25 protein-coding genes are annotated in these 26,229 nt (G+C 74.5%); 11 read left to right on the plus strand and 14 right to left on the minus strand.

Annotation, left to right across the window (positions count from 1 at the left end; translation table 11 throughout):
* The first annotated feature begins 319 nt into the window (after positions 1 to 319).
* Positions 320 to 1,600, plus strand: a complete 1,281-nt coding sequence (locus tag ACFZDA_RS35270) for an MFS transporter (protein WP_391089523.1) — start codon at positions 320 to 322, stop codon at positions 1,598 to 1,600.
* A gap of 266 nt (positions 1,601 to 1,866) precedes the next feature.
* On the opposite strand, the gene rfaE2 is transcribed toward ACFZDA_RS35270, so the two are convergent.
* From rfaE2 to ACFZDA_RS35325, 11 genes are all read right to left on the minus strand, one after another.
* Positions 1,867 to 3,273: a D-glycero-beta-D-manno-heptose 1-phosphate adenylyltransferase gene (gene rfaE2 / locus ACFZDA_RS35275; protein ID WP_391089524.1), complete on the minus strand. Its 1,407-nt coding sequence runs from the start codon at positions 3,271 to 3,273 to the stop codon at positions 1,867 to 1,869.
* The gene (locus tag ACFZDA_RS35280) at positions 3,270 to 3,905 is read right to left on the minus strand and encodes an SIS domain-containing protein (protein WP_391089526.1); all 636 of its coding nucleotides are present in this window, start codon (positions 3,903 to 3,905) and stop codon (positions 3,270 to 3,272) included. The genes rfaE2 and ACFZDA_RS35280 overlap by 4 nt, the downstream gene beginning before the upstream one ends.
* Before the next feature lie 100 nt (positions 3,906 to 4,005).
* The gene (locus tag ACFZDA_RS35285) at positions 4,006 to 5,283 is read right to left on the minus strand and encodes a glycosyltransferase (RefSeq protein ID WP_391089528.1); all 1,278 of its coding nucleotides are present in this window, start codon (positions 5,281 to 5,283) and stop codon (positions 4,006 to 4,008) included.
* Positions 5,280 to 6,245 carry a glycosyltransferase gene (locus tag ACFZDA_RS35290; protein ID WP_391089529.1) on the minus strand — a complete coding sequence of 322 codons (966 nt, stop codon included), beginning with the start codon at positions 6,243 to 6,245 and terminating at the stop codon, positions 5,280 to 5,282. Before ACFZDA_RS35290 ends, ACFZDA_RS35285 begins: the two co-directional genes overlap by 4 nt.
* Positions 6,242 to 7,315, minus strand: a complete 1,074-nt coding sequence (locus tag ACFZDA_RS35295) for a glycosyltransferase family 9 protein (protein ID WP_391089531.1) — start codon at positions 7,313 to 7,315, stop codon at positions 6,242 to 6,244. Before ACFZDA_RS35295 ends, ACFZDA_RS35290 begins: the two co-directional genes overlap by 4 nt.
* Complete coding sequence (locus ACFZDA_RS35300) at positions 7,312 to 8,049, minus strand: HAD-IIIA family hydrolase (RefSeq protein ID WP_391089532.1); 738 nt, start codon at positions 8,047 to 8,049, stop codon at positions 7,312 to 7,314. The genes ACFZDA_RS35295 and ACFZDA_RS35300 overlap by 4 nt, the downstream gene beginning before the upstream one ends.
* Positions 8,046 to 9,119: a glycosyltransferase gene (locus ACFZDA_RS35305; RefSeq protein ID WP_391089536.1), complete on the minus strand. Its 1,074-nt coding sequence runs from the start codon at positions 9,117 to 9,119 to the stop codon at positions 8,046 to 8,048. The genes ACFZDA_RS35300 and ACFZDA_RS35305 overlap by 4 nt, the downstream gene beginning before the upstream one ends.
* On the minus strand, positions 9,116 to 10,780 hold the full coding sequence (locus ACFZDA_RS35310) for a carbamoyltransferase C-terminal domain-containing protein (protein ID WP_391089538.1): 1,665 nt from the start codon (positions 10,778 to 10,780) through the stop codon (positions 9,116 to 9,118). Before ACFZDA_RS35310 ends, ACFZDA_RS35305 begins: the two co-directional genes overlap by 4 nt.
* Positions 10,781 to 10,852: 72 nt before the next feature.
* On the minus strand, positions 10,853 to 11,818 hold the full coding sequence (locus ACFZDA_RS35315; RefSeq protein ID WP_391089540.1) for an NAD-dependent epimerase/dehydratase family protein: 966 nt from the start codon (positions 11,816 to 11,818) through the stop codon (positions 10,853 to 10,855).
* Positions 11,819 to 12,747: 929 nt separating this feature from the next.
* Positions 12,748 to 13,275: a hypothetical protein gene (locus tag ACFZDA_RS35320; protein WP_391089542.1), complete on the minus strand. Its 528-nt coding sequence runs from the start codon at positions 13,273 to 13,275 to the stop codon at positions 12,748 to 12,750.
* 186 nt (positions 13,276 to 13,461) lie between these two features.
* Positions 13,462 to 13,785: a hypothetical protein gene (locus ACFZDA_RS35325; RefSeq protein WP_391089543.1), complete on the minus strand. Its 324-nt coding sequence runs from the start codon at positions 13,783 to 13,785 to the stop codon at positions 13,462 to 13,464.
* 224 nt (positions 13,786 to 14,009) lie between these two features.
* On the opposite strand from ACFZDA_RS35325, the gene ACFZDA_RS35330 reads away from it, so the two are divergent.
* Positions 14,010 to 14,465: a hypothetical protein gene (locus ACFZDA_RS35330; RefSeq protein ID WP_391089545.1), complete on the plus strand. Its 456-nt coding sequence runs from the start codon at positions 14,010 to 14,012 to the stop codon at positions 14,463 to 14,465.
* A 70-nt stretch (positions 14,466 to 14,535) separates the two neighbouring features.
* Positions 14,536 to 15,390, plus strand: a complete 855-nt coding sequence (locus ACFZDA_RS35335) for a fructosamine kinase family protein (protein ID WP_391089547.1) — start codon at positions 14,536 to 14,538, stop codon at positions 15,388 to 15,390.
* Positions 15,391 to 15,394: 4 nt separating this feature from the next.
* Here the strand turns inward: ACFZDA_RS35335 and ACFZDA_RS35340 are convergent, their stop codons facing one another.
* Entirely contained in the window at positions 15,395 to 17,053 is a 1,659-nt protein-coding gene (locus ACFZDA_RS35340) for a catalase (protein WP_391089548.1), read from the minus strand.
* Positions 17,054 to 17,235: 182 nt separating this feature from the next.
* The gene (locus ACFZDA_RS35345; RefSeq protein ID WP_391089550.1) at positions 17,236 to 18,912 is read right to left on the minus strand and encodes a hypothetical protein; all 1,677 of its coding nucleotides are present in this window, start codon (positions 18,910 to 18,912) and stop codon (positions 17,236 to 17,238) included.
* 96 nt (positions 18,913 to 19,008) lie between these two features.
* Between ACFZDA_RS35345 and ACFZDA_RS35350 the strand changes: the two genes are divergently transcribed.
* Both ACFZDA_RS35350 and ACFZDA_RS35355 read left to right on the plus strand, forming a co-directional pair.
* Positions 19,009 to 19,623 (plus strand): hypothetical protein, encoded by a 615-nt coding sequence (locus tag ACFZDA_RS35350; RefSeq protein WP_391089551.1) that lies wholly within the window; start codon positions 19,009 to 19,011, stop codon positions 19,621 to 19,623.
* Positions 19,624 to 19,807: 184 nt separating this feature from the next.
* A complete protein-coding gene (locus ACFZDA_RS35355) occupies positions 19,808 to 20,047 on the plus strand; it encodes a hypothetical protein (protein ID WP_391089553.1) in 240 nt (79 codons plus the stop codon).
* A 95-nt stretch (positions 20,048 to 20,142) separates the two neighbouring features.
* On the opposite strand, the gene ACFZDA_RS35360 is transcribed toward ACFZDA_RS35355, so the two are convergent.
* A complete protein-coding gene (locus ACFZDA_RS35360) occupies positions 20,143 to 20,379 on the minus strand; it encodes a hypothetical protein (protein WP_356044821.1) in 237 nt (78 codons plus the stop codon).
* Positions 20,380 to 20,721: 342 nt separating this feature from the next.
* Between ACFZDA_RS35360 and ACFZDA_RS35365 the strand changes: the two genes are divergently transcribed.
* Genes ACFZDA_RS35365 through ACFZDA_RS35390 form a run of 6 tightly spaced genes read left to right on the plus strand, consistent with a single transcriptional unit; the run spans position 20,722 to position 26,151 of the window.
* Positions 20,722 to 22,317: an ATP-binding protein gene (locus ACFZDA_RS35365; protein ID WP_391089556.1), complete on the plus strand. Its 1,596-nt coding sequence runs from the start codon at positions 20,722 to 20,724 to the stop codon at positions 22,315 to 22,317.
* Positions 22,314 to 22,736, plus strand: coding sequence for a roadblock/LC7 domain-containing protein (locus tag ACFZDA_RS35370; protein ID WP_037673550.1), 423 nt, complete (start codon positions 22,314 to 22,316; stop codon positions 22,734 to 22,736). Before ACFZDA_RS35365 ends, ACFZDA_RS35370 begins: the two co-directional genes overlap by 4 nt.
* Entirely contained in the window at positions 22,733 to 23,095 is a 363-nt protein-coding gene (locus ACFZDA_RS35375) for a DUF742 domain-containing protein (RefSeq protein WP_391089558.1), read from the plus strand. The genes ACFZDA_RS35370 and ACFZDA_RS35375 overlap by 4 nt, the downstream gene beginning before the upstream one ends.
* Entirely contained in the window at positions 23,067 to 23,693 is a 627-nt protein-coding gene (locus tag ACFZDA_RS35380) for an ATP/GTP-binding protein (RefSeq protein WP_391089559.1), read from the plus strand. The genes ACFZDA_RS35375 and ACFZDA_RS35380 overlap by 29 nt, the downstream gene beginning before the upstream one ends.
* A complete protein-coding gene (locus ACFZDA_RS35385; protein ID WP_391089561.1) occupies positions 23,690 to 24,928 on the plus strand; it encodes a cytochrome P450 in 1,239 nt (412 codons plus the stop codon). Before ACFZDA_RS35380 ends, ACFZDA_RS35385 begins: the two co-directional genes overlap by 4 nt.
* Entirely contained in the window at positions 24,925 to 26,151 is a 1,227-nt protein-coding gene (locus ACFZDA_RS35390; RefSeq protein WP_391089563.1) for a cytochrome P450, read from the plus strand. Before ACFZDA_RS35385 ends, ACFZDA_RS35390 begins: the two co-directional genes overlap by 4 nt.
* Positions 26,152 to 26,229 lie beyond the last annotated feature (78 nt).

The raw sequence follows: 26,229 nt of genomic DNA on the forward strand, positions 1-26,229 counted from the left end.
TCCCGCTGTCTTGTGTGGTCGCCGTCACGTGCCGCGCCCCGGGCGGGGCCCATGATCGACAACTGTGATCAACCACACTCGCGTCCTCAAACGCCCTCGGGCCGGAGGCGGTTGGGAAGTGTGAAGGAAGCGGACGAGGTGTGGACGGAACCGACTCGGGGGTTCCCTCTGCCACGATGGTCGGCGCCGTACGCGGCCAGGGGAGCCACCGCGCAGCGCTGCCGGTGCCTCTCGTTCCTCTCGTCCCCCTCCTCCTGAGTCCTCCGGCTCATATTGCGAGTACCGCACTGTGTCTTCGTCGTCCTCCCCTGCCCAGCCCGTGTCGCGCTCGCCCTGGCGCTCGCTGCGGTACCGCAGCATGCGCTGGTGGTCCGCCGCGAACTTCGTGTCGAACGCCGGTACGTGGATGCAGCTCACGGTGCAGAACCTGCTGGTCCTGCAGATCACCGGGTCCGCCGCCGCGACGGGGCTGTCCATGTCCGTGCAGGCCGCCCCGGCACTGCTGATGAGCGTCCTGGGCGGCGCGGCCGTCGACCGGTGGCCCCGCAAGCTGACGGCGGCCGTGAGCCAGGCGCTGCTCGGCGCGATCGCGTTCACGACGGCCGTGCTCGTGGCGCTGGACCAGCTCGACATGACGTCCCTGATGGTGCTGGCCGCCCTCACGGGTGTCGTCGCGACCGTCGACAACCCGGCGTGCGCGCTGCTGGGCAACGATCTCGTCCCGGCGCAGGACGTGCCCTCGGCCATCGGGGTCGGGGCGCTGGTGCACCAGTCCGGCAGGCTCGTGGGAGCGGCGATGGCCGGTGTCGCGGTGGGGTTCCTCGGCACGTCGGCGGCGTATTTCGCGAACGGCGTGTCGTTCCTGTTCGTGGCCTCGGTCATTCCCTTCCTGCGGCCGGCTCCCGGAGCGGTGCGGGAGGCCGCCGCGGGACCGGAGCGGACCGGCTCGGACCTGTCCGTGCGTGAGGGGCTGGCCTTCTTCGCGCGCCGGCCGCGTCTGATGGCGCTCGCCGGGGTGACCGGGATCAGCGCGGTGTTCGGCCGCAACTACGGGCTCACCCTGGCCGTGCTCGTCACCGGGCCGCTCGCGGGCGGTGCCGGTTCGTTCGGCACGGTCTCGACCGTGCTGGCCGTCGGTGGCATCCTCGGCGCGCTGCTCGGCGCCCGGCTGCGCCGGCCGTCCGTGCGGCTCGTCGGGGCGCTGGCGGCGGCCGGGGCGCTGCTCCAGGTGGTGGCCGGGCTGTCGCCGTCGCTGGCGGTCCTGATCGTGCTCGTGCTGCCGATGGCCGTGGTGGAGTCCGTCTCCGACACCGCCGGCACGGCGGTCCTGCAGACCGATCCGCCCGCGCATCTGCGGGGCCGTGTGCTGGGCGTGTGGGGCAGCGTCGGCACGGTGTGGAGCCTGGGCGGCCCGCCCGCGCTCGGCCTCCTCATGGAACTGGCCGGCGCCCGTGGCGCCCTCGTGACCGGCGGGCTGCTCATCGCCGGCGCGATCGGCTCGGGCTACCTGCTGCGGCAGCGCCGCACCTCGGCGCCGGTGGTGCTCCGCACGGAGGAGGGCGACGTGCACGGGCAGCCGGCGCTCAGCACGGCGGCCTGAGCGGATGCGTGCAGGGGGCTGGTGAGAGAACCGGCGAAAGCCGCCGTGATCGGCCGCCCGGGCCTGGAGGGGGACCCGCGCGGGCCCGGGCGAACGATCACGGTCGGGCTCCCCCGGTGGATCCGCCTGCCGACCAGTCGGGTGGGGTCCGCAGGGCCCGAGCCTCTGACGGCCGGGCCAGACCCGGAGGGCTTCACAGAGCCCCCCACCTGGTCGACGGGGCCGCCCCGGCGGGAGCGCCTCAGCGGCAGGCCGCCCGGACGCCGTCAGGAACCCGACGGCCGCAGGGCCGTCGTCGCCGCCTTGGCCGCCCGGCGGGTCAGCAGGGTCGTGGAGCGGCCGTCGAGATACGGCAGGACCACGGCCTGGCCGCCCCAGGTGCGCAGGGTCTCGGCCTCGGGCAGGTCCTGGACGGAGTAGTCGCCGCCCTTGACCCAGACGTCCGGCCGCAGCCGGGCCAGTACCGCCTCGGGGGTGTCCTCCTCGAAGACCACGACGGCGTCGACGCTGCCGAGCGCGGCGAGGACGCGGGCGCGGTCCGCCGCCGGGTTGAGGGGGCGGCCCGGGCCCTTGCGGCGGGTGACGGACGCGTCGGAGTTCAGGCACACGATGAGGCAGTCGCCGATCCGCCGGGCGCTCTCCAGCAGGCCGACGTGTCCGGCGTGCACCAGGTCGAAGCAGCCGCCGGTGGCGACCACGGTGCCGCCCCGGGCCCGGACGCTCTCCGCGAGGGCGAACGCGTCGGTCGCGTCGTCGTCCGCGGGGCCGGGCGGCGGCTCGGTCCGCCACAGGTCGGGGTTTGCGGCGCCGCCCGCCGCGACGAACGCGGCGGCCTCGGCGACCGCCCGTTGCAGCGCCTCCTCGGGCAGCAGGCCGTCGGCGAGGGCCGCCGCCGCCGTCGCGGCGAAGCAGTCGCCCGCGCCGCACGGGTCGCCGTCGGCCCGGTAGGGCACGGGGACGAGCATCGGCGTGCCGGAGCCGGGCCGGGCCAGCAGCACCCCTCGCTCACCGAGGGTGACGGCGACTCCGGCGGCGCCCCAGCGCTCCGCGAGCCGCGTCCCGCGCTCGGCGTACGCGCCCAGTGACGTCCCTCCGGGGTCCGGGTACAGGGCCTGGGCCTCCGCCGCGTTCGGGGTGACGAGCCGGGCTCCGGGCACGGGCGGATCGCCCTTGGGGTGCGGGTCCCACACCACAGGGGTGCGGCGGGCGATGTCCTCCAGGTGCGGCCGCAGGGCGCCCGCGGTGTGGCGGCCGTAGTCGGCGACCAGGATCGCGCGCGCGTTCGCCAGGGCCTCCCGGACCGCGTCGCCGGGTTCGCCGGGGGTGCCGCCGCCCCGGTCGATGCGGACGACGGGCCGGCCGCCCGCGAGGACCCGGGTCTTGACCGGCAGGGTGCCCTTCAGCGGCAGCTCCAGCAGCCGGACCCGGCCGCGCAGGTCACGCCGTACGGCCTCGCTGGCGTCGTCGTCGCCGAGCGCGGTCACCAGGACCACGTCCCGGCCGCCGCGGGCGGCGAGGGCGGCGGCCAGTCCGGCTCCCCCGGGGTGCCGCCGGTCTCCGGTGACGTCGACGACGGGGGCGGGGGCGTCCGGGGAGAGCCGGGTGGAGACGCCTTCGATGTCCTCGTCGAGGAGGACATCCCCGACGACCGCGAGCGGTTCCGGTCCCGTCATGACGTGCTCCCGTGGGTGAGGACCGTGCGCCGTGCGAGCGGTGTGGACACGGCCGTGTCGAAGCACTCGCAGAGCAGGTGGACGGCGACGAGGTGGGTCTCCTGGACGTTCGCGGTGCTGCCGGCGTCGATGCACAGGGCCTCCTGGGCGGCTTCCGCGAGGGGATTCGGGCCGCGCCCGGTGAGCGCCCACACGCGCAGTCCGGCCTGCCGGGCGGCCACGGCCGCGGCGACGAGGTTGGCGCTGCGGCCGGAGGTGGACAGCAGCAGCAGGATGTCGCCGGGGCGGCCGTGTGCGGTGACCTGGCGGGCGTAGACGTGGTCGAAACCGTAGTCGTTGCCGATGGCGGTCATGCTGGACGTCTCGGCGTGCAGGGCGAGCGCGGAGTAGGCGCGGCGCTCCCGGCGGTAGCGGCCGACCAGTTCGGCGGTGAGGTGCTGGGCCTGGGCGGCGCTGCCGCCGTTGCCCGCGGCGAGCAGCCGGCCCCCGCCGGTGAGGACCTCGGCGAGCCGGCCGCCCCAGTCCGCGATCTGTTCGAGGCCGTGCCGGCGGAACCGGCCGAGCGTCTCTTCCAGTGACCGGCAGTGCAGGCGGGCGGCATCGAGCGCGGGGTGTGCAGGGTGTTCGCTCATGCTGTTCGGGCGTGCCGCCGCCCGGTGGGACGGTGGCGGACCCGCACCTCCTTCGGTCGTCGGGCGTCGGCCGCGGCCGGCGGGCCGGGGACGGATCGGTTCAGCCGGCACCTGTCGCGGCGGGCTCGGCGTCGAGGACCTCGCAGTAGGCGGCCTCGGTGGCAGCGGCGACCCGCCCCCAGCCGTAGCGGCTCAGCACCCGTCGGCGGCCGGCCGCCCCGCACGCCGCGCGGGCCGCCGGGTCGGCGAGCAGGCCGGCGACGGCGCGGGCCAGGGCGTCCGGGGCACGGGGCGGCACCAGCCGACCGGTGCCCGGGTCGGCGACGGTGTCGAGCTGCCCGCCGACCGCGCTGGCGACGACGGGCACGCCGCACGCCATGGCCTCCAGCGGGACGATGCCGAAGGGCTCGTAGTCGGCGGGGCACACCACGACGTCGGCGGAGCGCAGCAGCGCGGGCACCTCCTCGCTGGGCACGGCGCCGGTGAAGCGGACCCGGTCGGCGACACCGGCGTCCCGGGCGATGCCGCGCAGCCGGCGCACCTCCGGGTCGTCGTCGAGCCGGTCCGCGGGCGGCCCGCCGACGACGACGAGCTCGGTGCCGGGCAGCCGGGCCAGCGCGCCGACGGCCACCGCGGCGCCCTTGCGCGGCACCAGCCGGCCCAGCTGGAGCAGCCGGTGCGGGTACGGTCCGCGCGGCGCGGCCGGGCCCCTGGGGGTGAACCGGTCGGGGTCGACGCCGCACGGCACGATGCCGATCTTGTGCGGGGGTATGCCCATGCGGGTCAGTTCGGCGGCCTCGTCCCGGCACGTGGCGACGACGCGGTCGCAGCCCAGCCCGATCTCGGTCTCGCCGGGGACGCGCTCGGGCGGGCTGGTGTCGGCGAGGCGCTGGTGCCGTCGCTTCACGGTGCCCAGGGCATGGTAGGTGTGCAGCAGGGGCAGCCCGTGGGCGCGGGCCGCGTGCAGTGCGGCCAGGCCCGACATCCAGTAGTGCGAGTGCACGACGTCGGGGGCCCGGGTGCGCCAGCAGCGTGCCAGGTAGCGGCCGAACTCGCCCATGTACGGCAGGAGTTCGTCCTTGGGGAGTGGCTCGGCCGGTCCGGCGGGGACGTGGTGCACCTCGACGCCGTCGCGCAGCTCCACCCGGCTGGGCAGGTCGGGCGCGTCACGGCGGGTGTAGACGGTGACGCGGTGGCCCCGGTCGGCGAGCGCCCCGGCGAGACAGGCGACGTGGACGTTCTGGCCGCCGGCGTCGACCCCGCCGAGCGCGGCGAGCGGACTCGCGTGCTCGGAGACGAGCGCGATCGCGAGGACGCCCGGGTCGAGTGGGTCGCCGCCGAGCGGTCCGGTGGGAAAGGGGCTGAGGGACGGGGTCATGAGCACACCTCCGTGATCAGACGCTCCCAGTCGGCCAGGAAGCGCTTGAGCCCGTAGCGTTCGAGGGCCGCCTGCCGGGCCCGGGCTCCGTGCGCGGCCGCGGCCTCGGGTTCGTGGAGGTAGCGGCGGGCGGCGCGGGCCAGGACGTCGGGGCGGGTGGAGAGGGTGCCCGCGCCGGGCGGCACGGCCTCGACGGCGCCGGTGGTGGCGAGGGCCAGGACGGGCAGGCCCAGGTGCATGGCCTCCAGCAGGGACAGGCCGAGGGAGGTCCAGCGCACCGGGTGCAGGTACATGCGGCGTTCGGCCAGGGCCGTGTGCAGTTCGCCCTGCGGCAGGTCGGCGGTGCGGCACCGGTCGGGTGGCAGGCCGAGCCGGCCGGCCAGGCCCTCCGTGCCCATGCCGAACACGTCGAGCGGGACCGCCTCGGCCAGGGAGGGCAGCAGGTCCGTGCCGGTGTACCGGGCGCGTCGCACCGGTTCGTTGACGACGACGGCGGCGCGGGCGAGCCGGCCGGTGTAGCGGTGACCGGGGTCGACGATGCCGTGTTCGACGACCTCGGTGCGGGTGCTGCCGCAGTCCCAGAACAGCCGGTTGAAGTGCGTGACGTGCACGATCGTCAGATCGTCGCGGTCGGCGCACGGATGCCGGGTGTCCGGTACGCCGCCGTCGGGCGCGTTGTGCTCCAGGTACAGCGCGGGCACGTCCCGGCCGGGTCGGCGTCCGCCGAGCCACCGCTCGGCCAGTTCGAGCTCGTGCGGGCGTTGCAGGAGGACCAGGTCGACGGGCGTGTCGCTGAGTTCCCCGGGGGTGGCCTCGCGGACCGAGGCGGGCCAGGAGAAGGTGCGGGCCCGCCCCAGGCCGTCCGGGTCGCGGCCCGGGGTGACGGGGACGACGTAGGTGTGCGGGCCCTGGACGAACGCGGTCGTCCAGGAGCCGTGCACATGCCACAGCAGGATGTTCATACGGCCGCTCCTCGCTCCGTCTGTTCTTCCTGGTCCGCCGGGTCGTGGATGAGGGCCGCCAGGGCGGCGAGCACCTCGGCGTCGCCGATGCCGTCCAGGCAGGGGTGGCCCGGCACGGGGCAGTGCCGGGCCCGGGTGTCCGCGCAGGCGGCGTGCCGGTCGCCGAGCAGGACGTGCGGCACGCCGTAGGGGGCCCACCGTTCGGCCGGCACGACCGGTGCGAAGAGGCTGACGACGGGTGTGCCGACGGCGGCGGCGAGATGGGCCGGGCCGGTGTTTCCGGCCACCACGGCCCGCGCTCGGGCCAGGACTCCGGCCAGGTGGGGCAGGTCGGTGGCACCGCCGAGGTCCAGGGCGTGCCGTCCGGCGACCCGCGCGGTCAGTTCCCGCTCGGCGCTGCCCCCGGTGACGACGACCCGGTATCCCTCGGCGGACAGGGCGGCGACCGCCCGTGCCGCCCGGCCGGGGGTCCAGGCCCGGGCGGGGACGGCGGCGCCGGGATGGACGACGATGTACGGCTCGGGGCCGGTGAGGTGCGTGGTGCGGGGCGGCGGTGTGACACGCAGCCCGCCGTCGTCGCCGGGCGGCAGGGCGTGGCCGGCGGCGCGTGCCAGGTCGAGGGCGGCCAGGGCCTCGTGGCGATGCGGCGGTCTGCGGTGCCGCAGGTCGAGCAGTGCGCCCGGGTAGTCCTCGCTGTCGGCGGCGATCCAGCCGATTCCGGCGAGCCTCAGCAGCAGGGCGATCGGCAGCGGGCTCTGGTGGTACGACACGAGCGCGAGCGCCCGGTCGAAGCGGCCCGCCGTGAGCGTCTCCATCAGCCGCCGGGTGGCCGTCCGGGTGACCGGCGGGGGCTCCAGGCCGACCCAGGGGGCGTCGTAGACCAGCACCTCGTCCGCCCCGGGCAGCATCCGGCCCGCCGCGGCGCCCTGCGGCCCGCACAGCAGCGCGGTGTACGAGGACCCGGCGGCGACGGCCCGCACGGCGGGTCCGGCCAGGAGCACGTCTCCGGCGCTGTCGAGGCGGACGACGAGGGTCCGGGGGCGTCGGCCGCCGGAGCGGAGGGGGGTCATCGCGGCCCCCCTGTGGGCAGGGCGGGCCGGCCCGGTCGCGTCATCGGCCAGGGCGGATCGCCGCGCAGGGATCCAGGCACTCCCTTCCGCGCGCCTGGATCCCTGCGCGGCCCGCTTCCCGGTGCCGTCGCGCGCGACGGATCCAGGGCCAGGCGGACCGCGGCGGGCAGGTCGGCGGCCGTCGCGTCGGCCTGCGTGATCTCCTCGGGCCGGGTGACCTCCGTGGGAACCAGTACTCCGCGGGCTCTCACGGCCCGCGCCGCCTCCATGTCGGCCCCGATGTCGCCGATGACGACGGTGCGCCCGGGCGGGACCCCGAGCCGGCGGCACGCGGCCAGGATCAGTCCGGGGGCGGGCTTGCGGCAGCCGCAGCCCTCCCTGGGCCCGTGCGGGCACACCGCCCAGACGGCGAACGGCCCGAGCAGTTCCTCCACCCGCTGACGTACGTCCTCGACCTGGCGGGGGGTGAGCAGGCCGCGAGCCAGGCCCGACTGGTTGGTCACGACGCCGACGGGGATCCCGGCGGCGCGCACGGCGTCGACGGCCTCCCGCGCACCGGGCATGAGCGCGACCCGCGCCGGGTTCCCGTTGTAGGGGACGTCGGCGACGAGTGTGCCGTCACGGTCGAAGAGGACAGCCGCGGGGAGCGGGCCGCCGGGCTCGTGCGGGGGCTGCCGTACGCCGGTGGGCCCGTTGCGCCCGGAGAGCAGCCAGGGGCCGGTGGGCCGGTTCATGAGCGCAGCCGTTCCCCGACCGCCGGGCGGGGCGCGGGCGCCGGCTCACCGGTCCCGAGCGGGGTGAGCGGCCGGGCCCTGCGGTGCGCGAGTCTCCCGCGCAGCCAGTGCCAGGTCGCGGCCGGCGGGATGAGCGCGCTGGTCACGGACATGGTGAGCACCTCGTCGCGGGTGCGCGGCCCGGGCAGGATCCGGGACAGGGCGAACTCGGCCGTGCCGGCCAGCCATGCGGCGCCGCAGGCCCCGGCCGGCCGGTACCGGCCGAGCAGGGCGCAGCCGAGCGCCGCCACGCCCGCCCCGGTCAGGGCGAGGTGCAGGGGCAGCCGGCCGCGGGGCGCCTCCGCTCGGCGCCACCAGTGGCGGCCGTGCAGCCGGGTCATCAGCACGTCGTCGGCGTTGCCTGCCTGGAGGCGGACGGAGGTCCAGCGCCCGGTCTGCCGCACGGGGTGGGTGGTGGTGCGCCGGCCCGTGGTGAGGGTCCAGCCGGCGTCGAGGACGCGCAGGGCGAGGTCGGCGTCCTCCCGGAAGGCCCTCCGGAAGCGCTCGTCGAATCCGCCGACGGCGGCCAGCGCGGTGCGGCGGTAGGCCATGTCGGCGGTGATCCAGTGGGCGCCGGCGAGTCCGGCCGTGTTGCGTTCCCAGTCGGTGGGGCGGCGGTCGGCGGGCAGCGGCACCTCGATCCGGGCGGTGATCCCGGCGGTCCGCTCCGTCGCCGCGGACAGGTCGAGCGTCAGGTCGTCGCCCCAGGTGGGCCCGGGGACGACGTCGTCGTCGAGGAAGACGACCCAGGGCACGTCACCGACCGCCCGCCAGCCGAGGTTGCGTGCGGCGGCGGGTCCGCGCGCCCCGCCGGGTACGACGAGGGTGCGCGGGCGCAGGGACGGCGGGATGTCGGCGGTCAGGGGCGGATGGGCCGGGCCGGGCCGGTCGTCGACGAGGACCACCCGGACCGGCCCCGGTCCGCTCGCCTCGGCCAGGGCGTGCAGGCACACGCGCAGGCTGGGCCGGCCGAGGGTCGGGACGACGACGGCGTACTCGGCGTCCCGGGTGCGGGCGTCGGGCTCGGTCATCGCAGGCCTCCTGCGTCCTCGGAACGGAACAGCTCGCCGCGGCGGACGGCGTACGGGCCGATGGCCAGCAGGTCGACGGGCGAGGAGCCGAAGCACTCCAGGGCGTCGCGCGGGTCGTCGACCATGGGCCGGCCGGCCGTGTTGAGGCTGGTGTTGACGACCACGGGCAGGCCGGTGAGGTGCTCGAACGCACCGAGCATGCGGGCCACCAGCGGTTCGCGGGCCGGGTCGACGGTCTGGATGCGGGCGGTGCCGTCGACGTGGACCACGGCGGGGATGCGCTCCCGCCAGGCCGGGGCGACGTCGTGTACGAACAGCATGTACGGGCTGGGCAGCGGGCCGTCGAAGATCTCGGCGGCGCGGTCGGCGAGGACCATCGGGGCGACGGGCCGGAACTGCTCGCGGCCCTTGACGTCGTTGAGCCGTTCGAGGTTGCCCGCGTGCCCGGGGTGGGCGAGCAGGGAGCGGTGGCCGAGCGCCCGGGGGCCGTACTCGGAGCGGCCCTGGAACCAGGCGACGATCGCGTTGTCCGCGAGGGCGCGGGCGACGGTGGCGGCGATGTCCGGAGGCCGTTCGAAGGGGACGGCGGCGGTCTTCAGCCAGGCTCCGAGCTCCGCGTCGGACCAGTCCCGGCCGAGGTCGGCGCCGGTCATGGGCTCCGGTTCGTCGCCCGCGCCGGCGGACAGCAGCAGGGCGCCGCCCAGGGCGGTACCGGCGTCCCCGGCGGCGGGCTGCACCCACACCCGGGAGAAGGGGCCCTCGCGTGCGATACGGGAGTTGGCGACGCAGTTGAGCGCGACACCGCCGGCGAGCGTGAGCACCCGGTCGTGGGTCCGGCCGTGCAGCCAGCGCACGAGGTCGAGCAGGGTCTCCTCCAGCACGGCCTGGGCGCTGGCGGCGACGTCGGCATGGTCCTGTGTCCACGGCTCGTCGGGCCGGCGCGGCGCGCACAGCTCCCGCCACGGCACGCCGGTGGCGTGGAAGCCGCCGTCGCCGGTGGGATACACGTGGCGGCGCAGTTCGCCGAGCATGCGCGGGGTGCCGTGGGAGGCGAGGGCCATCACCTTGAACTCGTCGGAGGAGCGCAGGAAGCCCAGGTGTTCGGTGAGTTCCTCGTAGACGAGGCCGAGCGAGTGCGGCAGGTCCTGGGCGTGCAGCGCCTCCAGCCGGCCGCCGACGCGGCGTGCGGCCAGGTGGGAGGCGCGTTCGCCGCGGCCGTCGAGGACCAGGACGGAGGAGTCGCCGGCGTCCGGTGCGGCGAAGGCGCCGGAGGCGGCGTGGGCCATGTGGTGGGGCACGAAGCGGACGAGGCCGGGGGCGAGGCCGGGCAGGGCCGTCCGCAGGAATCCGGGCGCCTCACGTGCGTAGATCAGCCGCAGGTGGTCCCAGGGGTCGTCCAGGCCCATGTCCTCGGCGGGCCGGGCGAGTGCCGGGTCGAAGGAGTAGGCGACCGCGTCGAGGTCCTGCGGGCGCAGCCCGGCCCGCTTCAGGCACCAGGCGGCGGCCTTCTCGGGCAGCTCCCAGGCGGAGAACGGCAGGGGTCTCTTCCCGTGCTTGCGCCGGGAGAACCGCTCCTCCTCCGCGGCGGCGACGGTCCGCCCGTCGATGACCAGGGCGGCGGCGGGGTCGTGGAAGAGGGCGTTGATTCCGAGGATGCGCATGGGGGTGGCGGCCTTTCGGCGGGTGGGATGGGTCCGTCGTGGCGCGGGACCCGGGGCGGGCCGGGACCCGGGTCAGTCGTCCGTTCCGTCCTCGCGGAACCAGGCGATGGTGCGCCGCAGCCCTTCCTCGGCGCGCACCTGCGGCTCCCAGCCGAGCTTGTCGCGGGCCAGCGTGATGTCCGGGCAGCGCACGGCCGGGTCGTCCACCGGGCGTTCGATGAAGCGGATCTCCGACGGGGCGCCGGCGAGTTCGACGACCAGCCGGGCCAGGCCGAGCATGGTGATCTCGGCCGGGTTGCCGATGTTGACGGGACCGCGCATGCCGTGGGCGGCCGCCGCGAGGACGCCGTGCACGGTGTCGTCGACGTAGCACAGCGACCGGGTCTGACGGCCGTCTCCGGTCACGGTGAGCGGCTCGCCGTCCAGGGCCTGCCGTACGAAGGTCGGCACCGCGCGTCCGTCGTGGCCGCGCATCCGCGGGCCGTAGGTGTTGAACAGCCGCACGATGCAGGTGTCGGTGCCGTGGGTGCCGGCATGGGCGGTGGTCAGCGCCTCGCCGAAGCGTTTGGCCTCGTCGTAGACGCTGCGCGGGCCGACCGGGTTGACGTTGCCCCAGTAGCGCTCGTCCTGGGGGTTCTGCTGCGGGTCGCCGTAGACCTCGGAGGTGGAGGCGAGGACGAAACGGGCGCGGGAGCGGTGCGCGAGCTCCAGGGCGTTGCGGGTGCCGATGCTGCCCGTCTCCATGGTGTGCAGCGGCAGGCGCAGGTAGTCGGCGGGGGACGCCGGGGAGGCGAGGTGCAGGACCAGGTCGGGCGTCCGCTTGATCCGCAGGCCCTCGGTGACGTCGGCCTGCACGAGTGTGAAGCCGGGCCGTTCGAGCAGCGGGGATATGTTCTCGGGCCGGCCGGTGCAGAAGTCGTCCACGCAGGTGACGGCCGCGCCCGCGTCCAGCAGGGCGGCGCACAGGTGGGAGCCGACGAATCCGGCACCGCCCGTGACGACGGCGTGTTCCCAGCTCCGCGAGAGGGCGGTGGTCATCTCGGTCTCTCCTCCGTCAGCGGCGTCACGGCCCGGCCTCAAGGTGGTCGAAGGCCGTCGAGCCCACGCTCAGCGTCCGCCGCCGGCGGAACCACGGCACGATCGCGTACGGCAAACCGGTGAGTCACGGAGGGTGAGGGCTTGACGTCACCGACTGTTCGCGCAGGTCGGGGAAGGGGTGGAGCGTTGAGAGCGGGGGTGCTCGTCCAGCGGGCGACGGGAGGCCGTGAGGGCAGTCCTCAGGTCGGCGGCCCAGGACCACGTCGGCCGAGGGGCCGGGGCCACCGCAGGCGCACGGACCAGCACCGTCGGGGGTCGGCTGGCCAATGCGGATACGGATCGGTAGGCCAGCACCGCCGTGGACCGGCCGGCCGACACCGCCACGGACCCTCCGGCCGACACCGCCACGAACCGGCCCGGCCGACACCGCCACGAACCTGGTGACCGACACCGCCACGGACCTGGTGACCGGCGCCGTCGCGGACCCGTATGCGGACGCCGTCGCGCACCCGGAAGCCGTCGCCGCCTCGGCCCACAGACCCGGCCCCCCAAACCGGCGGGGCAACGCGAGGCGGACCGGCAGACCGGGACCGCCGGGCGTCAGGAGGCCTGAGTTCGCAGAGGGCGACCACGGCGGACCGGCGGCCAACGCCGTCGTCGCGGGCCGGCAGGTGCCGCCGGACCGTAGGCGCGGCCGCCGAAGGCCGGGCGAGCCAACCGCACCGCGGCCGGGAGGCCGGCGCCGCCTTGCCCGGCAGACGCGGCGACCACACGACCGGCGGGACATCGCCTGGGACCGGCAGACGGACACCACCGCAGACCGGCGACGCGACGTCGACACCGACCGGCAGGCAGACACTGTCGAAGGCCGGTGGACCGAGGCCTCCCTGCGTCGGCGGCGCGGCCCCCGCAGGGGCAAGGCTCCCGTGTCAGGCGATCAGTGTGCGGCCCGGGTGCAGGCGGGCGAGGAGTTGGGCGTGGTGGAGGTCGGCCACGGGGGCGAGCAGGTCGGGGTGGCGCAGGAGGGCGGCGGCACGCTGGTCGCTGTCGTCGGGGGCGACGAGCCGGCGGAACTCGGCCGGGGTGCCGGTGCTGTGGCTGCCGTCGGCGAGCGCGGCCACCGCCAGGGCGGCCAGCTCCGGGTCGGTGAGCAGGCAGGCTGCCCAGCTCGCCACGACCTCGTCCACCCAGGTGCGCCAGGCGTGCGCGTCCACGTCGTCTCCCAGGGACGCGTCGGCGCCGGTGAGCCAGTCCAGCCGCGCGGAGCCGCCAGGACCCGCCATGCCGACCAGGGCGGCGTCCATCTCCGTCGGGTACCTGAGCCAGGCCGCGACCGTCACGGCCTGCCGGGCCTGCACCTCGCACAGCGCGGAGGCGAGCGCGCCGCCGGAGGCGGGGAAGGCGCGGGTCAGCCACTGGGCGGTCGCCGCTATCACAGGGGAGAGATCTGCTTGCACTGCCGGGCCGTCCGAAAGGGGTGGGGAAGCGGGGGGATCTGCCCGTAGACGGTAGCCGCCGCTCCGCGCACCCGGACGTGACCGGGGCCTCGTCCAGGATGTGGCCTCGGCCACATCGAACGCCCCGCAGCGTCTGCTGGGCGTCTACCTCAACACCTGACGCGCAGGTCCCGCCGTCCGCCCGATTTACCAGAACCTGCTGCTGAGAGCCGGCTGATGCGACAGTTCCACGGCGTCCCGCAGCCGCAGCGCGACGCTGATGGTGGCGCGCAGGGCGGAGGGCCGTACGGTCTGGGCGGTCTCGGTGGCCAGGACCAGCAGACAGGCCGCCGCCTGCTCGACGACCGTCACGGGAAGGACGAAGTCGGTGTCGGCGGCCGCGCGGAACGCCTTCAAGGGGACCGCGGCCCCGTCGATGGACCGGTGCGCGGCCTGCTCCAGATACTGTGCGGCCTGTTCGCACACGGGGGCCGGCAAGGCGATGGTGCTCTGGAACGGTGTGCTTGTCATACCCCGACTGGTCCCCCGGCGGTGGCCGGTTCTGTCGGCGGGCGGCGCGATTTCACCGTCCCGCGTGACCGGGGGCTGGCGAATGTCCCGGAATCGAAACGGCCGCCGAGCGGGCCACAACGGCGGCCGGGCATGAGAGGTCTACACCTGCGATCGGCTTCCCGCGCGAACGGTCCGCCGCGGCGCGGGGAGCGAAGGAGAAGAGACCAACGGGGGTATCCACCATGTTCCGCAACGCTGCCCGGCCGACCCGCCGGCACATGTTCGCAGTCGGTTGTATCGCCGCCCTGGGAATCGGCGCGGCGGCGGTTCCGGCCGCTGCCGCGTCGACCGCCGACGACAACGACCGGTACACCGCCCAGGAGATCCACACGTTCCTGGAGGACTTCTACGGGGAGCAGGGGCCCGGGGACTTCGCCCGCACGTACGGGATCTCGCCGCAGCTGAAGGAGAAGGTCGCGGCCAACCCGGAGTTCGACGTCCTGCTGTGCGCGCAGAACATCCCGGTGTCCATCGACATCGGTGCCGTGACCACGGCCCAGTCGGCGCGGGTCGGCTGGGCGACGGTGAGCACGTACTGGAACGGCGGGTCCGACAAGGCCGACTTCACGGCGTACGTCGACCTCGACGCGACGCGGCCGATCCAGTTGCTGGACGTCGACTGCGGGTCCGACGGCTGAGTGCCGGGTCACTGAGGCGCGGTCGTACTCTGGGTGTTCGATCAAGCTCGGACCTGAGAGAGGAGCACGTATGACCGCCCCTGCGGATGTCGTGGCCCGGCTCACCGGGCGGGCGGTCACCGGCGAACGCCCCCTGTCCGAGGCCCTCGCCGAGGTCACACTCGACGACGGGCGAGTGGTGATCGCCAAGCGTGCCGACGATCCGGGTGCCGCGCGGGCCGAGGCGGCCGGGCTGCGCTGGCTGGCCGGGGCCGGCACGGTGCGGGTACCGGCCGTGCACGGCCACGACGGGAACTGGCTGGTCGTCGACCGGGTCACGCAGGGCAGGCCGAGCCGTCAGGCGGCGGCCCGCTTCGGCCGTGACCTGGCCGCCCTGCACGCCGCCGGGGCGCCCGCGTTCGGCGCACCGCCTCCGGGCGGGCCGGCGGACGCGTACATCGGGCTCGCCCCGATGCGCAACGAGCCCGGCACCGACTGGCCGCGCTGGTACGCCCGGCATCGCGTGCTGCCGTATCTGCGGCGCGCGGTCGACCAGGGCACGGTCCGCCCCGGCGAGGCGGCCGACGTGGAGCGGCTGTGCGAGCGGCTGCCGGAGCTGGCGGGGCCCGCCGAGCCGCCCTCGCGCCTGCACGGGGACCTGTGGAACGGCAATGTGCTGTGGGCGGCCGACGGGGACGTCCGGCTGATCGACCCGGCCGCGCACGGCGGACACCGCGAGACCGATCTGGCGATGCTGCGTCTGTTCGGCTGCCCGCACCTGGAGCAGGTGCTGGACGGCTACCAGGAGGCGGCGCCGCTCGCCGCCGGCTGGGCGGACCGCGTCGGCGTGCACCAGTTGTTCCCGCTGCTGGTGCACGCCGTGCTGTTCGGCCGGAGCTACGCCGAACAGGCCCTCGCGGTGGCCCGTAGCACCCTGGCGGAGTGAGCGGTCAGCGGGTGACGACGTGCCGTTCGTCCGGCACGCAATGGGTCATGGTGAGGCCCTCGACGTCGCGCGGCTGGTTCTTGCCCAGGTTGGCCAGGCGTTCGCGGTCCTCGTCCGTGAGGTCCTGGCTCGCCAGCGGCTCCAGACCGGCGACGTCCTCGGGGCCGATGTCCAGCCCCTCGCCGACCCGCAGACCGAGGTCGTTCTCGACCAGCAGGAAGTGCCAGACCATGCGCTCCTGCACGGCCCGGTCGCACTGGGACAATTGACCGATGAAGTTCTTCACCAGGTCGTCCCGCTCCCAGTCCTCCAGCAGCAGGTAGCGCTGCCCGGCCTGCAGGTAGTCGTTGGTGCGGGGGATGCGCTTGCGGGTGAGCCGCCCCTCGATCACGGGTCCCTGCTCGTCGTGGGTCGGGTAGCGGGCCTCGCGCAGGCCGCCGGTGATGGACGGCTCGTAGTTGACCTGCGGGTTCTCGCCGCCGCCGTCCACGTGGTACGCCATCTGGCCGTCGCGCTGGTTGGTGCGCACGTCCGCGTTTTTGGCCTGGTTGACGGGCAGTTGCAGGTAGTTCGGGCCGACCCGGTAGCGCTGGGTGTCGCTGTAGGAGAAGGTCCGGCCGACGAGCATCTTGTCGTCGGAGAAGTCCAGGCCGTCGACGAGGACGCCGGTGCCGAAGGAGATCTGCTCGTTCTCGGCGAAGAAGTCCCGCGGCATCCGGTCGAGCACCATCCGGCCGACCGGCTTCGGCGGGAAGTCCTGCTCGGGCCAGGTCTTGGTGTCGTCCAGCGGGTCGAAGTCCAGCTCGGGATGGTCGTGGTCGTCCATCATCTGGACGAGCAGCTCCCACTCCGGGTGGTCGCCGCGCGCGACGGCCTCGTAGAGGTCCTTGGTGGCGTGGCCGAGGGAGTCGGCCTGGACGGCCGCCGCGTCCTCCTCGGTCATGCTGCGCACGCCCTGCTTGGGCATCCAGTGGTACTTGACCAGCTTGGTGTCGCCGTCGGCGCTGACCCACTTGTACGTGTTGACGCCGAAGCCCTGCATATGGCGGTAGTCCGCGGGGATGCCGCGCGGGCTGAACAGGTTGACCAGCATGTGCATCGCCTCGGGCGTCTGTGACATGAAGTCGAAGATGCGGCGGGGCTGCTGCTCGAAGGTGACCGGGTCCGGCTTGAGGGCGTGGATGACGTCCGGGAACTTGATGGCGTCACGGATGAAGAAGACGCCGAGGTTGTTGCCGACCAGGTCCCAGTTGCCGTCCTCCGTGTAGAACTTCACCGCGAAGCCACGCGGGTCGCGGGCGGCCTCGGAGGAGTCGCGGCCGCCGATGACGGTGGAGAAGCGGACGGCCACGTCCGTGCGTTTGCCGCGTTCCTTGAAGAGTTTGGCCCGGGTGTAGCGGCTGATCGGCTCGTCGCCCCAGGTGCCGTAGGCCTCGAAGTGGCCGTAGGCGGTGACGCCGCGGGCGTGCACGACGCGCTCGGGGATGCGTTCCCGGTCGAAGTGGCTGATCTTCTCGAGGAACTGGTAGTTCTCCAGCGTGGCGGGGCCCCGGGCGCCGATGGTGCGCTGGTTCTGGTTGTCGTGGACCGGATGGCCCTGGCGGTTGGTGAGGACCTCGCGGTCGTCGCCCGGAGCGGGACCGGTACCGGATACGTCCGTCATATGCGTGGGCTCCTTCGGCTCATGGCCGGCGGCCGACCGGGTCGGCGCCGCGAGCGGCCGCCCGGCCGGTCGTGGCGGAACGCCCGGGTACCCGGCGGGCCGGGGTCAGTCACGTGCCGCGGAAGCGGCGCCGGTCGGCTCCGGGCAGCATGCAGGGCCTTGCCCCTTGGGGATGGGCGTGGTCAGGGCCCGCTCACGCATGCCGTCCCGCGCACGACGGACCAGACCTCCGCGAGGAGGGCCGGATGGTTCTCGCCGTACGCGGCGACGGCCGCGAACACCGCGTCGAGGGCCGCCCGGAGCGGGTCGGGTTCGGCGGCGCCGGTCACCGCGGGCAGGGCCATGTGCGGCTGCGACATCCGCAGGGACGGGTCCGGCGGACCGAAGGTGACCGCCATGGCGTACGGTCCGGAGCCGGACTCCTGCGATACCGCTGACTCGTACGGCCCGGAGCCGGACTCCTGCGATACCGCTGACTCGTACGGCCCGGAGCCGGAGGCCTGCGGTGCCGCTACGGCGTACGGTCCGGAGCCGGAGGCCTGCGCTGTCACCTCGACCCACGCACCGGAACCGGACGCCGGCCCCGTCACCTCAGCACCCGCACCGGAGTCCGAGACCCGCGACGTCACCTCGGCACACGGGCCGGAGCCGAACGCCGGCGCTGTCACCTCGACCCACGCACGAGAGTCCGAGACCTGCGACGTCACCTCGGCACATGGGCCGGAGCCCGTCGCCCGCGCTGTCTCCGGACCGGAGCCGGACGACCGCGGCGTCACCTCAGCACCCGCACCGGAGCCGGAGATCAGCCGGTTCGCCACGGCGGCCGCCGGGCCCACCACGGCCTGTGCGGCCTGTGCCGCGTCCAGGGGTTGCGGCACGGGCGTGCCCGGGGATGCGGGCGGCCGGAAGGGAGGCCGCTCGGGCGGGACGGCCCGGCCCACGGTCCTGTCCGGGACCCGAGGGTCGGTGGCCAGGGTCTCCCACATGCGGGCGTCGTCGTCGAACGGCGGCGGCAGCGGACGGCGTTCGGTCAGGGCCGTGAGCGCGCCCGCGACCCAGTCGAGGGCGGTGAGACCGGCCGCTTCACACGCCCGGCGGGCCGCGAACAGGGCCACCGCGCGCTGGATGACGGGGCCCGCGGCGTCGATGGCGTGGACCAGGGCGGGATCGAATGCGAGCAGGCCGCGGACATTGCCGCCGATGTCGCGCAGGGACCGGCTCGGCAACTGTCCGCCCCATTGCCACCGTTCGAAGGCGAGGAGGCGTTCCCGTTCCGCCGTCTCCTGGGCCAGGCGGGCCTGGCGTTCGGCTTCGGCGCGTTCGGCCGGGGTGGGCGGCGGCGGCAGTTCGCGGGCGTAGCGGTGCCAGTAGGCGGCGACGCGCGAGGTCTGTTTCAGGACACGGTCCGGCTCGGGCGGGGCGGGCCAGAACTGGAGGAGGTAGCAGTCGAGCCGGGGCTCGCCGTCCAACCGGGTGTCCCGCTCGCTCGCCCGGTCCATGCCCTGGGCGCAGTACCGCACCCGGTAGTCGGTCTCCTCCAGCTCGAGCTGCCAGGAGTCTCCCCCGCCCCATTCCACCAGCGCGCAGTCCTCCGACACCGGACGGAAGGACACCTCCACCACGTCCTCCCAGGCCGGGTCGAGCGGCGGCGCCTGCTCGTGCACCTCGACCGTGAAGCCCACCCCGCCCGTGTGCAGGCCGGTGCTCAGCCACAGGGCGCCCGGTGTCGCGGCCCCGCACAGTCCCGCGCTCTGCCCGGCGAACGCTTCCGAGAGGCCCGGCCCGAAGCTGTCCGGATCGGTCTCGACGTAGATCTGGCCGTAGTGCACATGAACCTCCCCCTCGACCGGCCTGCGCACGATCAACTCCTCCTCGCCCGGGGATGGAATGGTGAGCTGTCGGCATCGTGGCATCCACCACTGACAATCAGAACGCGATCACGGGAGAGCGGAAGCATGCGGCACGTCTACTGGATCGGCGGTGGGAGCGGCGCGGGCAAGTCCACGATCGCCCGCCGGCTCGCCGCTCGGCACGGCTGGCGTCTCTACGCGACGGACGACGTGATGGGGGACCACGCTCGCCGGACCACGCCCGACGAGGCGCCGCTGCTGCACGAGTTCATGGCCATGGACATGGACGAGCGCTGGGTGAACCGGTCTCCTCGGACCATGCTCGAGACGTTCCACTGGTTCCGCGGCGAGGGCTTCGGGCTGATCGTCGAGGATCTGCTGCGCATGCCGGCGGACACCTGTGTCGTCGTCGAGGGCTTCCGGCTGCTGCCGCACCTGGTGCGGCCCCTGCTCCCCGGGCCGGGGCACGCCGTCTGGCTCCTGCCCACGCCGGAGTTCCGGCAGGCGGCGTTCACGAGCCGGGCCACGCCGGGCGGAGGTTTCACGGGGCGGACCAGTGACCCGGAGCGGGCGAACCGCAACATCGCCGTGCGGGACCACCTCTTCACCGAACGGCTCCGCGAGGAGACGGCACGCCTCCGACTGCCCGCCGTCACGGTCGACGTCACCATCTCGGAGGACGAGCTCGCCGAGCGGGTGAGCGGAATCCTCCGGCTCTGATCCCGTACAACTCCGGTCGGCGTCAGGTGTCTCCATCACCGAAGGGCACAACTCCGTCCCGACTCGTTCCAACGGGGGAACACATGAGCCTGGCCCGCAGCCTGACCCGCCGCGGCACGACCGCCGGCCTCACCGTCCTGATGGCGGCCGCCCTCGGCGGACGCAGGACGAGTACGCCGCCTCGGTGTGCCTCCAGGTGTACACGCAGTCCGGCGGCACCTGGCAGGAGTCGGACCGCGTGACCGTGGGCGATGCGGACAGCTGGTTCTGGTACCCGCTGACCGGCCAGGGCGCCGTCTGCGCGTTCTCGGCCGCGAGCACCGAGCCCGCGCCGCTGACGGTGAGCCTGCTGCGCACTCCGTCCCTGGGCTGTTCCGAGCCGGCCGAGTACGTCGTGAAGGAGGGCACGGTCTACGCGGGCTGAGCCCGACGGGTCCGGGCGGTTCCGCCGCCCGGGCACGAAAAGGGCCCGGACCCCGCCCGCCGGCGATGTCCGGGCCGCGTGACCCCGGTGGGGCCTCAGCCGCCGTCGAGGCGTGCGCGCAGGAGGTTCTTGCCCAGTTCGGCACCCTTGCGGCTGTCCGCCTGGGCCTTGCGGAACAGGTCCGCGACCTCGGTGTCCTTGGCGCGCTCCGCGTCCTGGATGTAGCTCTCCAGACGCAGGGCGTTGTTCAGGCACGCCTCGACGTACCAGATCAGGTTGTAGTCCTTGTCCTGCGTCCCGGTCACGCCGCCGGTCTCCGTCTCGCTGGCCATTCGGACCTCCTTCGTGCGGAGCGGACCTCTTCAGGCGCCGGACGGGTACCCGCCCTCCGGTCGCGCACACAGCCCGGCCGCGTCACGTTCCGTGACCATCTGGTCACGTACGCCCCGATCGGGTCGCCGGCCCGCCGGCCAGACCCGTACGGATCACCAACTCCCCTCCTCCGTACGGCAATACCGACAGTTGCCACAGAAGCGAACAGACGCTGGTCAGTTTCGGAACGAAGTGCCGTTCCACCGTGCGAGACCGGTCGATGACAGTGTGTACTGTGCTGCGGGTGGCTCGTGAGAGCACCTCGGACTCCGCCCTGCCCGACTCTCCCTGGACTCGACGCGATGATCGACATACCGGACCTGGTCGTCGGCGGTCTCGCCGTCGGCACACTGTCCGCGTTCGCCCTCGGCGGCGGGTTGCTGCGCTCACGGCGGCAACTGGCCGCGCAGCGCGCGAAGACGGCCGCCCTGCGGGCGCAACTCGACGGCACCACACGGGCGTTCACGTCCGAGGTCGAGCACTTGGCGACCCGGCGCCTGCCCGCAGCCGCCCGGCAGGCGGCCCATCCGCACGTCGCGGTGCCCGGCCCGCTCAGTCCGCAGCTCACCGGTTCGCCCCTGGGTCTCGCGCTGGAGCAGGTACTGAAGGGCCTGCACGCCGAACTCGCCGCGCAGCGCACCCGTATCGACGCCGCCGCGCAGGCCGGGATGCGCGGGGCCACGCGGGAGATCCAGGCGGCGCTGTACCGGCTGCAGGACGCCCTGCGCGGGCTGCAACAACGCTATGACGACCCCGAGTTGGCGCAGACCCTGTTCGAACTGGACCACGAGAACGAGCAGTCGCTGCGGCGCGCGCAGATCGCCGCGGTGGTGTGCGGGGCCTGGGTGGGGCTGGCCCGGGAGGAGTCCCACCTCGTGGACGCGGTGACGGGCGGTCAGGCCCGGCTCGCGGGCTACCAGCGCGTCCGGATCCACAACCATCTCCAGGCCGGGACCGCCCTGGTGTCCCACGCCGTCGAACCGGTCGCCATCATCGTCGCCGAGCTCCTCGACAACGCGCTGCGGCACTCCGCGCCCGACACCGACGTCGTGGTCAACCTGGAGGCCGTCCACCACGGTGTCTGTGTCACCGTCGACGACGCCGGGCTGGGCATGACGCAGGACGAACGGGCCCGCGCCCAGCGGATGGTGGCCGGTTCGGAGCCGATCCTGCTCACCGAGCTCGGCGACCCGCCGCGCATGGGACTCGCCGCCATCGGCCAGCTGACCCGGCAGTTCGATCTGAGCGTGGACCTGTCCTCGCCGTCCCCGTACGGCGGCGTGCGGGCGGTGCTGCGGGTCGACAGCCACCTGCTGACCCACCTCGATCCCGACGAACTGCCTCCGGCGGCCAGCGCCCCGCGCCCGACGCGCAGGGCGGAGCGGGACACGGCGGGCGGTACCGCCACGTCCTCCGGTGGCGCGTCGTCCCACAGCGACGAGCCGGGCGTGGCCGCGCCCGCCGCTGCGGCCAGCGAACCCGATCCGGCACCGGCCCCCGCCTCCCGGAAGCCCGAGCAGCCGTCCACCCCCACCGCACCCGACGATCACGGCTACGGCACGGACCAGGAGGAGGAGTCCTCCGCACCGGCCCCCGGCCACCACGCCCCCCGTGACAACGGCGGACTCCCCCAGCGGCGTCGCCGCGGCCGGGCCACGCCCTCGCAGGGCGGCCCGGCCGCCGCGCCCGCACCCGCACCGCAGCGCCGCCCGCGGCGTCCCGAGGAGTCCGCCACCGCCCTCGGCGCCCTCCAGTCCGGCACGGCGGCCGCACGTTTCGCGGCCCGGCCGAACACCGGCGCCCATCCAGCCGTACCTGAGAGTGCCCCGGCCGCGACCACGGCCGACGGGCACGGCGACACAGACCGGAACGACCACGAAGGGGGAACGGCTCGATGACCAGCCGCGCAACGGGGGACACGGCCTGGGTGCTCGAACCGGTTCTGGAGGTGCCGCACGTCGTGGCCGCCGTCCTGCTCACCCGGGACGGGCTCGTGACCGGCTACACCGACGCGCTGTCGCAGCCGTCGGCCGAGCGGGTCGCCGCCATCACCAGCACCGTGCAGGGCGCCTGCCGCACCGCGGCGGCGGCGTTCGCCGACACCGACCGGGCCGACATCCGGCAGGTCGTCATCGAGTCGGACCACGGCTATGTGCTCATCGTGCCGACGGACCACGGCACCTGTGTCGCCGCGTACGGCGACCCCGAGGTGCGCCTGGACCTGCTCGCGCACCGGGTGCACTCGCAGGTCGCGCGGCTGGGTGAGAAGGCGATGGCCGCCGGGCCCCGAGGTGCCGACGGCGACACGCCGGCATGACCGGCCGCCGAGGCGGCCGTCCCCTGGTTCCCGCGTATCTGTCGACCGGCGGCGTGGCCCGGCCCAGCCGTGCCCATCTGGAGCGGCTGTCGGTCCTCACCGGCAGCGGCGAGCCGGCTCCCGCCGATCTGCCCGCCGCGCAGTCGGCCCTGCTGGAGGAGCTGGGGTACGGGTCGCTGACGGTGGTGGAGGCCGCGGCCCTGCTGCGGCTGCCCGTCTCCGCCGTGCTGGTGCTGGCCGCCGGCCTCATCGACCGTGACCTGGTGCTGGCCCGCGCGCCGATCCCGCCCGCCCGGCGCTTCGACCCCGACCTGCTGAAGAGAGTGGCCGATGGCCTCCGCGACCTCAAGCACCGTTGACGCCGCCTCCGGCGGCGCCGGCATCCATCTCCCGGACACCGCCCGCGACCTGGTGAAGATCCTGGTCACGGGGCCTTTCGGGGTGGGCAAGACCACCCTGATCGGCTCGGTCTCGGAGATCCGCCCGCTGCACACCGAGGAGCAGCTCACCGAGGCGTCCGCGCAGGTCGACGATCTCGCCGGGGTCCGGGACAAGTCGACCACGACGGTCGCCATCGACTTCGGCCGGATCAGCCTGCCGGGCGGGATCGTGCTGTATCTGTTCGGCACGCCCGGCCAGGAGCGGTTCCGGTCGCTGTGGGACGACATCGCCCACGGTGCGCTCGGCGCGCTCGTGCTGGTCGACGCCCGCCGGATCGACGCCTCGTTCGACGTGCTCGGGCTGGTGGAGGAGACCGGGCTGCCGTACGCGGTCGCCTTCAACACCTTCCCGGACGCGCCCCGGCACCACACGCACGAGCAGTTGCGCGCCGCCCTGGACCTGGAACCGACGACCCCGATGGTGACCTGCGACGCGCGGGAGGCGAACTCCTCGATCGACGCCCTGCTCGCCCTGGTCCAGCACCTGATCGACCACCGACCCTCGGAGTACCGGTGACCCACCCGTCCCCTGCCGAGCAGGCCTTCTCCCGCGCGGTGCCCGTCCGCCTGTGGGAGGACGGCTTCGCCCGCGACCCCCTCCCGTACTACGCCGCCCTGCGCGCCCAGGGCCCGGTGGGCTGGGCGGAACTCGCGCCCGGTGTGCCGGCGTACGTCGTCACGGACCGGCGGGCGGCGCTGGACCTGCTGCACGACACGCAGAACTTCTCGCACGATCCCCGGCCGTGGCAGGCGACCGTCCCCGACGACTCCCCCGTGCTCGGGATGATGCGCTGGCGGCCCAACACCCTGTTCGCCGACGGTGCCGCCCACCTCCGCTACCGCACCACGCTGATCGACGCCTTCGACCTGGTGGAGCCGCACGACCTGCGGGACCGCGTGCACCGGGCGGTGCATCTGCTGGTGAGCCGGATCGGGCCGCGGGGCGAGGCCGACCTGGTCGGCGAGTTCACCCGGCCGCTGATGGCGCTGGTGTTCAACAGCCTGTTCGGCCTGCCGGACAGCGCGAGCGACCGGCTCGACGCCGCGCTGGGCAAGCTGATCGAGGGCGGCGCGCAGTCGGCGCAGGGCGAGGCGGAGTACGCCGGGTACGTGCTGGAGCTGATCGCCGCCAAGGCCGAGCAGCGCGGCGACGACCTGCCGAGCTGGCTGCTGGACCATCCGGCGGGGCTGACGCCCGAGGAGGTCACCTGGCAGGTGTTCCTCACGCTCGGCGCGGGACACGAGCCGACGGCCAACCTGGTGTCCAACGCGCTGTCCAGGATCCTCGGCAACCCGGCCTACTACTCGACGCTCACCAGCGGAGCCCTCCCGGTGACGGACGCGGTGCTGGAGGTGCTGCACCACGAGACGCCGCTCGCCAACTACGGCATCCACTACGCCCGCACGCCGGTCACCTTCCACGGCGTGTGGATCAGGGCCGCGGTGCCGGTGGTGATCTCGTACGGGGCGCTGGCGCAGGCCACCGAGGAGGAGCGCGGCGCGGAACGGCACCCGGGTGACGCCTCCCACCTGTCCTGGTCGGCGGGCCCGCACGCCTGCCCGGTCAAGCAGCACACGCTGCTCATCGCCACCGAGGCGATCGAACGGCTCACGCAGTGGCTGCCCGACCTGGAACCCGTCCTGCCGCGCGAGCGCCTCACCTGGCGGCCCGGCCCGTTCCACCGCTCGCTGACGGCGCTGCCCGTCCGTTTCACCCCCCGCTCCCCCGATCAGCCAGGAGGACGACCGTGACCGTGACCGACCGCATCGCTCTCGACCCGTTCGGCGCCGACATCGTCGCCGAGTGCGCCCGGCTGCGCGCCCTCGGCCCGATCGTGCCGGTGGAGCTGCCCGGCGGGATCCCCGCCTGGGCGCCCACGCGTTACGACACGCTGAAGGAACTCGTCCTCGACCCGCGGGTCAGCAAGGACCCGCGGCTGCACTGGCGGCTGTGGCCCGAGATCGGCGAGCATCCGTCCTGGGGCTGGATCTTGAGCTGGGTGGGCGTGGTCAACATGTTCACCACCTACGGCGCGGACCACACGCGACTGCGCAAGCTGGTGGCGCCGAGCTTCACGCACCGGCGCACCGAGGCGATGCGGCCCCGGGTGGAGGCCGTCACCGCGGAGCTGCTGGACGCGCTCGACGCGGCCGGCGGCGAGGTCGTGGACGTCAAGGAGGGGCTCGCCCAGCCCCTGCCGATGCGGATCATCTGCGAACTGTTCGGTGTTCCCGAGGCGTTACGCGAGGACACCAGCCGAATGATCGCGGCCATCATGGACACCACCGACCCGAGCCCGGAGCACGCGGCGTCCGTCCAGCGGCAGATCGGCACGGTGCTGCCCGCGCTGATCGCGCACAAGGCCGCGCATCCCGGTGACGACATGACCACCGAGCTGATCCGGGTCCGGGACGAGGACGGCGGCCGGCTCAGCGACGAGGAGCTGCTGTACACGCTGCTGCTGGTCATCGGGGCCGGGTTCGAGACCACGGTCAATCTGATCGGCAACGCGGTGGTGGCCCTGCTGCGCCGCCCCGAGCAGCTGGCGGCCGTCCGGTCCGGGGAGATCGGCTGGGACGCCGTCGTCGACGAGACGCTGCGCGCGCACCCCTCGATCGCGTCGCTGCCGCTCCGGTTCGCCGTCGCCGATCTCACCGTCGGCGATGTGACGGTCCCGGCGGGTGACGCCATCATCACGACCTACGCCGCCGCCGGGCTCGACCCGGAGCACTACGGGCCGGACGCCGACGTCTTCGACGCCACGCGCGCCGCCGACGACCATCTGGCGTTCGGGATCGGGGTGCACCGCTGTATCGGGGCGCCGCTGGCCCGTCTGGAGGCGCTGACCGCGCTGCCCGCGCTGTTCGACCGGTTCCCCGGCCTGAGTCTGGCCGCCGGTGACGAGGGCCTGCGGCAGGTGCCGTCGTTCATCGCCTTCGGCTGGCGGGAGATACCCGTGCGGCTGCGCGGCTGAGGCGACAGGAGGGAGCGGCCTCGCGGGGCAGCACGCGGGAGCGCGACCGGTCCCCCGTTCCGGTCGAGCCCCCGCGGT

It is taken from the genome of Streptomyces sp. NPDC007991 (assembly GCF_042958445.1).
Classification (GTDB): Bacteria; Actinomycetota; Actinomycetes; order Streptomycetales; family Streptomycetaceae; genus Streptomyces.